General features: G+C 69.5%; 7 protein-coding genes. 3 read left to right on the forward strand and 4 right to left on the reverse strand.

Annotation, left to right across the window (positions count from 1 at the left end; translation table 11 throughout):
* Nucleotides 1-73: 73 nt before the first annotated feature.
* On the reverse strand, nt 74-838 hold the full coding sequence (locus ACWDTP_RS18245) for an SDR family NAD(P)-dependent oxidoreductase (protein ID WP_450022195.1): 765 nt from the start codon (nt 836-838) through the stop codon (nt 74-76).
* 122 nt (nt 839-960) lie between these two features.
* Between ACWDTP_RS18245 and meaB the strand changes: the two genes are divergently transcribed.
* Nucleotides 961-1,830 (forward strand): methylmalonyl Co-A mutase-associated GTPase MeaB, encoded by an 870-nt coding sequence (gene meaB, locus ACWDTP_RS18250; RefSeq protein ID WP_450022197.1) that lies wholly within the window; start codon nt 961-963, stop codon nt 1,828-1,830.
* Nucleotides 1,831-1,841: 11 nt separating this feature from the next.
* Here the strand turns inward: meaB and ACWDTP_RS18255 are convergent, their stop codons facing one another.
* Genes ACWDTP_RS18255 through ACWDTP_RS18265 form a run of 3 tightly spaced genes read right to left on the reverse strand, consistent with a single transcriptional unit; the run spans nt 1,842 to nt 4,772 of the window.
* Nucleotides 1,842-2,399, reverse strand: coding sequence for a TetR/AcrR family transcriptional regulator (locus ACWDTP_RS18255; RefSeq protein WP_450022199.1), 558 nt, complete (start codon nt 2,397-2,399; stop codon nt 1,842-1,844).
* A gap of 22 nt (nt 2,400-2,421) precedes the next feature.
* On the reverse strand, nt 2,422-4,041 hold the full coding sequence (locus ACWDTP_RS18260) for an FAD-dependent oxidoreductase (RefSeq protein WP_450022201.1): 1,620 nt from the start codon (nt 4,039-4,041) through the stop codon (nt 2,422-2,424).
* A gap of 14 nt (nt 4,042-4,055) precedes the next feature.
* Nucleotides 4,056-4,772 carry an IclR family transcriptional regulator gene (locus tag ACWDTP_RS18265; protein WP_450022203.1) on the reverse strand — a complete coding sequence of 239 codons (717 nt, stop codon included), beginning with the start codon at nt 4,770-4,772 and terminating at the stop codon, nt 4,056-4,058.
* 129 nt (nt 4,773-4,901) lie between these two features.
* On the opposite strand from ACWDTP_RS18265, the gene ACWDTP_RS18270 reads away from it, so the two are divergent.
* Together ACWDTP_RS18270 and ACWDTP_RS18275 are read left to right on the forward strand one after the other, a co-directional pair.
* The gene (locus tag ACWDTP_RS18270; protein ID WP_450022205.1) at nt 4,902-5,810 is read left to right on the forward strand and encodes an alpha/beta fold hydrolase; all 909 of its coding nucleotides are present in this window, start codon (nt 4,902-4,904) and stop codon (nt 5,808-5,810) included.
* Nucleotides 5,807-6,750 (forward strand): FAD-dependent monooxygenase (locus tag ACWDTP_RS18275; RefSeq protein ID WP_450022207.1); only part of this gene is annotated, 944 nt, incomplete at its 3' end. The genes ACWDTP_RS18270 and ACWDTP_RS18275, both read left to right, overlap by 4 nt.

The raw sequence follows: 6,750 nt of genomic DNA on the forward strand, positions 1-6,750 counted from the left end.
AATACCGGCGTGCCCACCCGCAGACCCGCACGCTCGCGGTGCAACTCGCGGTGCAAGGGGATGGCCACTTGGGTCACTTGGGTGGGAAACGCAGCGCCCCGTCGAGGCGGATGACCTCGCCGTTGAGATAGTCGTTCTCGATGACGCTCTGCGCCAGCTGGGCGTACTCGCCGGCACGGCCCATCCGCTTCGGGAAGGGCACCTGCGGCCCCCAGTACTGCTCCAGCTGATCGGCGGCCTTGCCGTAGGCAGGAGTGTTGACGGTGCCCGGTGCGATTGTGACGACGCGGATGCCCAGCGGTGACAGGTCGCGCGCGGCGACCAGGGTCATGCCCAGCACGCCGCCCTTGGCCGCCGAATACGGCAGCTGGCCGATCTGGCCCTCGTACCCGGCGATCGATGCGGTGTTGACGATGACGCCGCGGCCGCCCTCCGCCAACGGGTCGGTCCGCGCGATGGCGGCGGCCGAGAGCCGCATGACGTTGAACACCGCGGTCAGATAGAACTCGATGGTCTTCTTGAAGCCGTCGAGGTCCAGCGGAGATCCGTCCTTGCCGACCAGCCGGCCACCGCTGGCCGGGCCGCCGTGGGTGTCGACCGAGATCCGCAGCGGACCAAGCGCTTCGGCCTCGGCGATGGCCGAGAGCACCGATTCCTCCGAGGTCGCGTCCGTGCGCACATAACGGATGCCGAGTTCCTTCTCGAGGTCGGCGCCCTTCTCGTCGGCGACGTCGGCGACCACCACTTTGGCGCCGGCACCGTGCAGGCGCCGGACGGTCGCCTCGCCGAGGCCGCCCGCACCGCCGACCACGAGCGCCGAGCTTCCGGCGATCTCCATAGGGTTCCCCTCTGTGCAACTGATACTCTCTGACAATGAGAATAACATTCTCATGCCGAGTGAACCAGGGAGACGTCGATGCCTGCAGCCGCGGTCGGGTCCGGGTCCTAGAGTCGGATCCGATGGAGATCACCGAGCTCATCGCCGCGGCGCGGGGCGGATCGATGCGGGCCGCGGGCCGGTTGCTGAGCCTGGTCGAAAGTGACCACCGCGACGAGGTTCTCGCGGTTCTCCGTCCCGCGGCGCCCACCGTGGTCGGGGTGACCGGCCCACCCGGCGCCGGGAAGTCGACGACGGTCGCGGCCCTGGTCGGCGCGTACCGTTCGCAGGGGCGGCGGGTGGCGGTGCTGGCCGTCGACCCGTCCTCGCCCTACAGCGGGGGTGCCCTGCTCGGCGATCGCATCCGGATGGCCGCCCACATCGGCGATCCAGATGTGCTGATCCGCTCGGTCGCGGCCCGCGGACACCTGGGCGGGCTGGCCGCCGCGGTGCCCGCGGCGATCCGGCTGCTGGCGGCGTTGTCCTACGACCCGATCGTGCTCGAGACCGTCGGCGTCGGGCAGTCCGAGATCGAGATCGCCGCCATCGCCGATCCGACGGTGGTCATCCTCAACCCGGGGGCGGGCGACGCCGTGCAGGCGGCCAAGGCTGGTCTGCTCGAGGTGGCCGATCTGGTCGTGGTCAACAAGGCCGACCGCGACGGTGCCGACCAGACCGCGCGTGATCTCCGGGCCGAGACCAGGGTGCCCGTGCTCAAACTCGTTGCCTCGCAAGGGGTAGGGTTGGACGAGTTGGTGGAGGCGATCGACGCGCACCACCGGACCGACACCGCGGAGCGCCGCACGGCCAGGGCCAGGACTCAGATCCTGTCACTGGCACAGACGTTGCTGCGTAACCACGCCGAACTGGACCGGGTGGCCGCGGAGGTGGCCGACGGGCGCAGCGATCCGTACACGGCGGCCGCGCGGCTGATCGCCGACTCGGCCGGCTGATCGCGGGCCGGTCAATCCGGCAGCGAGAGGATGCGCCGCATGGTCTGCAGCAGTTCGCCGCGCAGCGTGTCATCGTCGATATCGGTCACCAGCGGGTGCATCACCGCGACGCTGATCACCCCGGACAGCACCGCCGCGTGCACCCGGGCCCGGCTTCCGGACTGGTCGCCGAGCAGTGCCGCGTAGAGCCGGTCGATGAACCGCTGGAACGGTTCGTGTTCGGCCAGCAACCGCACCACGACCGGGTCGAACTGCAGCGTGCTGGCCGCGCGGCGACGTTCCACGGCCATCTCGATCACCCGGGTGAGCAGCACCTCGCGGGCCCGCGTCGGTGAGCCCTGGGCCTCGGCGGCCTCGAGCGCGTCCTCCAGTTGTCCGAGTTCACGCTCGGTCAGCGCGATGACGATCGCTTCCTTGGTCTTGAACTGGTGGTAGACGGCGGCTTTCGTGACCCCGATGGCGTCGGCGATCATCTGCAGCGAGGTTCCGCCGACCCCGTGCTCGGCGATCAGCTCCAGCGCGGCATCGAGGATGCGGGTCTGTGCGGCGCTGCGCGGAGTCCAGAGCACGACCCGACCCTAGCCGAGAACGTCAAGAAACCGACTTACCCGTCGCCGCGGCGTATCCGCTGCGGTAGCCGAACACCATGGCAGGCCCGAGGGTGCCACCCGCGCCGCCGTAGGCCTTGCCGGTCACGCCGGCCATGGCGTTTCCCGCGGCGAACAACCCCGGTATCGGGGTGCCGCCGACGTGCAGGACCCGGCCGTCGCGATCGGTGCGCGGCCCGCCCTTGGTGCCCATCGCCCCGACCTTCACCGGCACCGCGTAGAACGGTGCGGTGTCGACCGGTCCGAGGGTCTGCCCGGCAGGGGTCGCGGCGTCGGGGTCGCCCCAGTACCCGTCGTAGGCGCTTGCGCCGCGGCCGAAGTCGGGATCGACCTCGCGCGCGACGTTGTCGTTCCACCGCGCCAGGGTGGCGGCCAGGCCGTCGGCGTCGATCCCGGTCTTGGCGCCCAGTTCGGTGAGACTGTCCGAGGCGCAGAACCAATCCGGTACCGGCCCACCGGGTTCCACTCCGAGAAATCCGTATCGCCGCAGATGCAGGGCGTCGAAGACGATCCAGGCCGGGTCGTTGGCGTAGCCGGCCCTCGGGTCGAGGTACTGGAACGGGCCTGCCATCGAGTTGTACTCGCCGGCTTCGTTGACGAACCGTTTCCCGGCCCGGTTGACGATGACGCTGCGGGGGCGGGTCCGTTCCAGCCGGACGCTGCGGCTGCGCGGGTGTCCGTCGATGGTGTCGCCGGGGATCTGGACCACCGGAACCCACCACGCCTCACCCATGTTGGCCAGGTCGGCGCCGTGCGCCATCGCCATCCGCAGGCCGTCGCCGGTGTTGTTCGGCGGTGACACCGGGCCGTGCATGGGTCCGCGCAGATAGGCCTCGACGAGTTTGGCGTCCCATTCGAAACCGCCGGTGGCCAGCACCACGCCGCCGCGGGCACGCACCCGAATATCGCTGCCGTCAACACTGATTCGCACGCCCGTGATCGCGCCGTCGCCGAACAGCTCGACCGCCCTGGCCCCGGTGACCGGCTCGATGCCGCGGTCGAGCAGGCCGCGAAGCAGTCCCGCGATCAGCGCGGTGCCCGCCACGCACAGGTCGGCGTCCGGGTCGTCGTGGACCGCGTGGATCCGGGCGCGCGTCTCGGCATCGATCCCGACATTGCTGAAATCCGCCGGGAACGCGGTGATCCGGTCGCGCCACCCGCCGAGCCGGGCCAGGTCAATCGGACCGGCACTCAACGACCGGCCGCCGCCCGGCCGCCCGCCGGGCAGCTCGGGTTTGTAGTCCGGGAATCCTTCGGCGACGGCGAATCTCAGTTCACTGTTGGCCTCCACGAAGTTGAGCATCGCCGGGCCGGTGCGGACGAAGGTGTCGACCAGGTCGGCGTCCATGTATCCCAGCGACTGTGCCCGCAGATAGTCCATGGCCTCGGTGAACGGCAGCGGCCCGTCGGCCGCACGCTCGTGCGCGGGGATCCAGACGATTCCGCCCGATACCGCCGTCGTCCCGCCGACCGTGCGAGCCTTCTCGTAGACGGCGACCGACGCCCCGTTCACGGCGGCGCTCAGCGCCGCGGTGAGGCCCGCGCCTCCGCTGCCGAGTACCACGACGTCGACCTCGTCATCCCAATCGGACCAATCAGTCATCTGTGCATAGCCTTTCAGTGCAGGATCGCCGACAGTTCATCCGCCGCCCGCACGACGGCCTCCCGGCCGCCCAGTACGACGTCTTCACGGTGCGAGATGAGGTTGATACAGGTCGGCGGCGACGGCGGGCGCCGCCGGACCGGCACGGCCAGGCCGTAGGTGTTGGGTTCGACCTCACCGTGGGTGATCACCCAGCCCTGCTCGCGGGTCTGGCGAACCAGATCGCGTTCACCGGCGCGGGCGGGCCTGGTCGCCAGCAGGGCCACCCCGGCCGCGCCGCGGTCGAGTGGATGGCGGCTGCCCTCGTGGAAGGACAGCTGGTAGAACACCTGGGTCGGCACGATGACCGCGATGGCCACCTGCTGATCGCCCTCGGCGACCAGCAGCGAGACCGTGGTGCCGAGTTCGTCGGCCAGTGCCCGCAGCGTCGGAACGCACAGTTGGCGCAGGTTGTTGTCGAACGAGGAGCCGAGTACGGCCAACGCCGCGGCCGGGCGGTACCGGCCGTCCTCGCCCCGTGCCACGTACCGGTGTTGGCTCAGGGTGGCCAGCAACCGATACGCGATCGTGCGGTGCGCGCCGACGTGGTCGGCAACCTGTTGCACGGTCAGCCCGGTGGGGGCGTTGGCGATCGCGTGCAGCGCGCTCAGCCCCCGGGCCAGGGTTTGCGAACCCGGTACCCCGTTTGAGGCCTTGGATCCCGGTGTCGGCCGGGTCGCCCTGGCTGGCATCGCGCCCTCCTTGACAGACAGTTCGACGAGAGTGATGCTCTGATAATAATGCACGTTGATGTGCGATAAATGAGCAAAGTGCTTACGAAAAACGAGAATACAATTCTCCAAGAGTCCTGAGAGGGGACCATGACAAGCACTGCCGCCGGATCGACGACGGGGTCGGCAACGGCCGCCGAGTTCGAGAGCGTGTGGAGCGATCTGCAGGGTGTCGCATTCGAGCAGGGATACCTCGATGTGGGGGGAGTGCGCACCCGCTACCTGCATGCCGGTGACCCGGGGCTGCCCGCGCTGGTGCTGCTGCACGGGTCCGGTGGGCATGCCGAGGCGTATGTCCGCAATCTCGCATCCCACTCCGAGTACTTCTCCACCTGGTCGATCGACATGCTCGGACACGGCTACACCGACAAGCCCGGCCATCCCCTCGAGGTGGGGCACTACGTCGGGCACCTCATGGGCTTCCTCGATGCGATCGGAGCGAAACGTGCCCATATCTCCGGTGAGTCGCTCGGCGGATGGGTGGCGGCGCGGGCCGCGATCGACCATCCCGACCGCGTCGACCGGCTGGTACTCAACACCGCGGGCGGGTCGCAGGCCGATCCGGAGGTGATGAAGCGCATCGTGACGCTGTCCATGGCGGCGGCCGAGAATCCGTCCTGGGAGACCGTGCAGGCCCGGATCAAATGGCTGATGGCCGACAAGTCCAAGGATTACGACGACATCGTGGCCAGTCGCCGGAGGGTGTATCGCCAGCCCGGGTTCGTCTCGGCGATGAGCGACATCATGGCACTGCAGGATCCCGGGATCCGGGCGCGGAACCTGCTGGGGGAAAAGGAATACGGTTCGATCACCGCGCCGACGCTGGTGGTGTGGACCAGTGACGACCCGACCGCCGCCGTCGCAGAAGGCCGCCGGATCGCCGGCATGATCCCCGGCGCCCGGTTCGAGGTCATGCCGGGCTGCGGGCACTGGCCGCAGTACGAGGATCCGCAGACGTTCAACCGGCTGCATCTCGACTTCCTGCTGGGGCGGCCATGACACCGCAGCAGGTCGACGTCGTCATCGTGGGGGCAGGCCCGGTGGGCCTGACCCTGGCCAACGCGCTCGGGCTGCAGGGCGTGCGCACGCTTGTCGTGGAAGAGCGCGACACCCTCATCGACTATCCGCGCGGCGTGGGCCTCGACGACGAATCGCTGCGGACGTTCCAATCGGTCGGCCTGGTCGAGGCGATCGTGCCGCACACCGTCCCGAACCAGATCCTGCGCTTCTATGACCGTAACCGGCGCCTGCTCGCCGAAATGGCGCCGCCGGACGCACGTTTCGGCTGGCCGAAACGCAACGGCTTCGTCCAGCCGATGGTCGACGCCGAGCTGCTGGCCGGTCTGGACCGGTTCGGCCACGTCGAGGTGGTCTGGGGTCGCCGGATGGAATCGGCGCGCGAGACGGCCGACGGTGTCACCGTCGAGTTCGGGCCGGGCGTTCCCGCGGTGCGGGCCCAGTACCTGGTCGGCTGCGACGGCGGCCGCAGCGCCACCCGCCATCTCATGGGGGTTTCCTTCGACGGGACCACCTCGGCGACCCGGTGGGTGGTCATCGATCTGGCCAACGACCCCCTCGGCCATCCCAACAGCGAGGTCGGCGCCGACCCGGACCGGCCGTACGCGTCGATCTCCATCGCGCACGGGATCCGGCGGTTCGAGTTCATGATCCATGCCGACGAAACCGACGAGCAGGCCACCGATCCGGCGTTCATCGAGCGGCTGCTGGCGCCGTTCGTGCCGCACCCGGACCGGGTGGACGTGATCCGCAGCCGGGTCTACACCCACCAGTCGCGCATCGCCGGGTCGTTCCGGGCCGGCCGGATGCTGCTGGCCGGCGACGCCGCCCACCTGATGCCGGTGTGGCAGGGCCAGGGCTACAACAGCGGCATCCGCGACGACTCCAACCTAATAGGTGACCGCCATCAGGAACACCAGCG

The sequence above is a fragment of the Mycobacterium sp. NPDC003449 genome (assembly GCF_053588415.1).

Excerpts from the sequence above, each read along its gene's own strand:
- meaB (WP_450022197.1), top strand. The coding sequence starts at position 961 with ATGGAGATCACCGAGCTCATCGCCGCGGCGCGGGGCGGATCGATGCGG.
- ACWDTP_RS18245 (WP_450022195.1), bottom strand. The coding sequence starts at position 838 with ATGGAGATCGCCGGAAGCTCGGCGCTCGTGGTCGGCGGTGCGGGCGGC.
- ACWDTP_RS18270 (WP_450022205.1), top strand. The coding sequence starts at position 4,902 with ATGACAAGCACTGCCGCCGGATCGACGACGGGGTCGGCAACGGCCGCC.
- ACWDTP_RS18260 (WP_450022201.1), bottom strand. The coding sequence starts at position 4,041 with ATGACTGATTGGTCCGATTGGGATGACGAGGTCGACGTCGTGGTACTC.
- ACWDTP_RS18265 (WP_450022203.1), bottom strand. The coding sequence starts at position 4,772 with ATGCCAGCCAGGGCGACCCGGCCGACACCGGGATCCAAGGCCTCAAAC.